This is a genomic window from Caulobacter sp. P1_D6, assembly GCF_056406095.1.
The window spans coordinates 1-370 of sequence record NZ_JBFUAW010000102.1 but is presented as its reverse complement, the minus strand read 5'-3'; the positions used below and the strand labels follow the sequence as shown (position 1 = coordinate 370).

Sequence of the window (370 nt, the reverse complement as noted above, 5' to 3'; positions counted from 1 at the left end):
CTTCTGGTCTGTGAGCACTTTCTTGCCGACGACGTTGGTGCGGACCTCGCGCAGTGTCAGTTCGGAGTAGTCGTCGAACTGCTCGATGTGTACGACTTCCCAGCCTTGATGCAGTTCGACGGACGGGCTCGCCCGGACGATTCGATCGAGAGCGGTCTCGATGGTCGGCTGGTAGACGATGTAGTCGGAGGGCCACCCGGAGATGCCGTCGTAGTCCCAGTCGAAGGACAGCAGGAGTTCGCCCTCCGCGTTGCGAAATTCGTACTTCGACGCTCGCGCAGCATCTTCCTCGATCTCGTCGGCTGCTCCGATGGACTGAAAGATTCGCATGATCTCGTGATCGATGTGGCCCGCGCGCGCCTTGCCGAAC

Annotated in this window: 1 pseudogene; it reads right to left on the bottom strand. The window is 60.5% G+C overall.

The features are described from left to right. Positions 1-370: pseudogene (locus AC1DYP_RS24870) on the bottom strand (hypothetical protein); the annotation flags it as partial.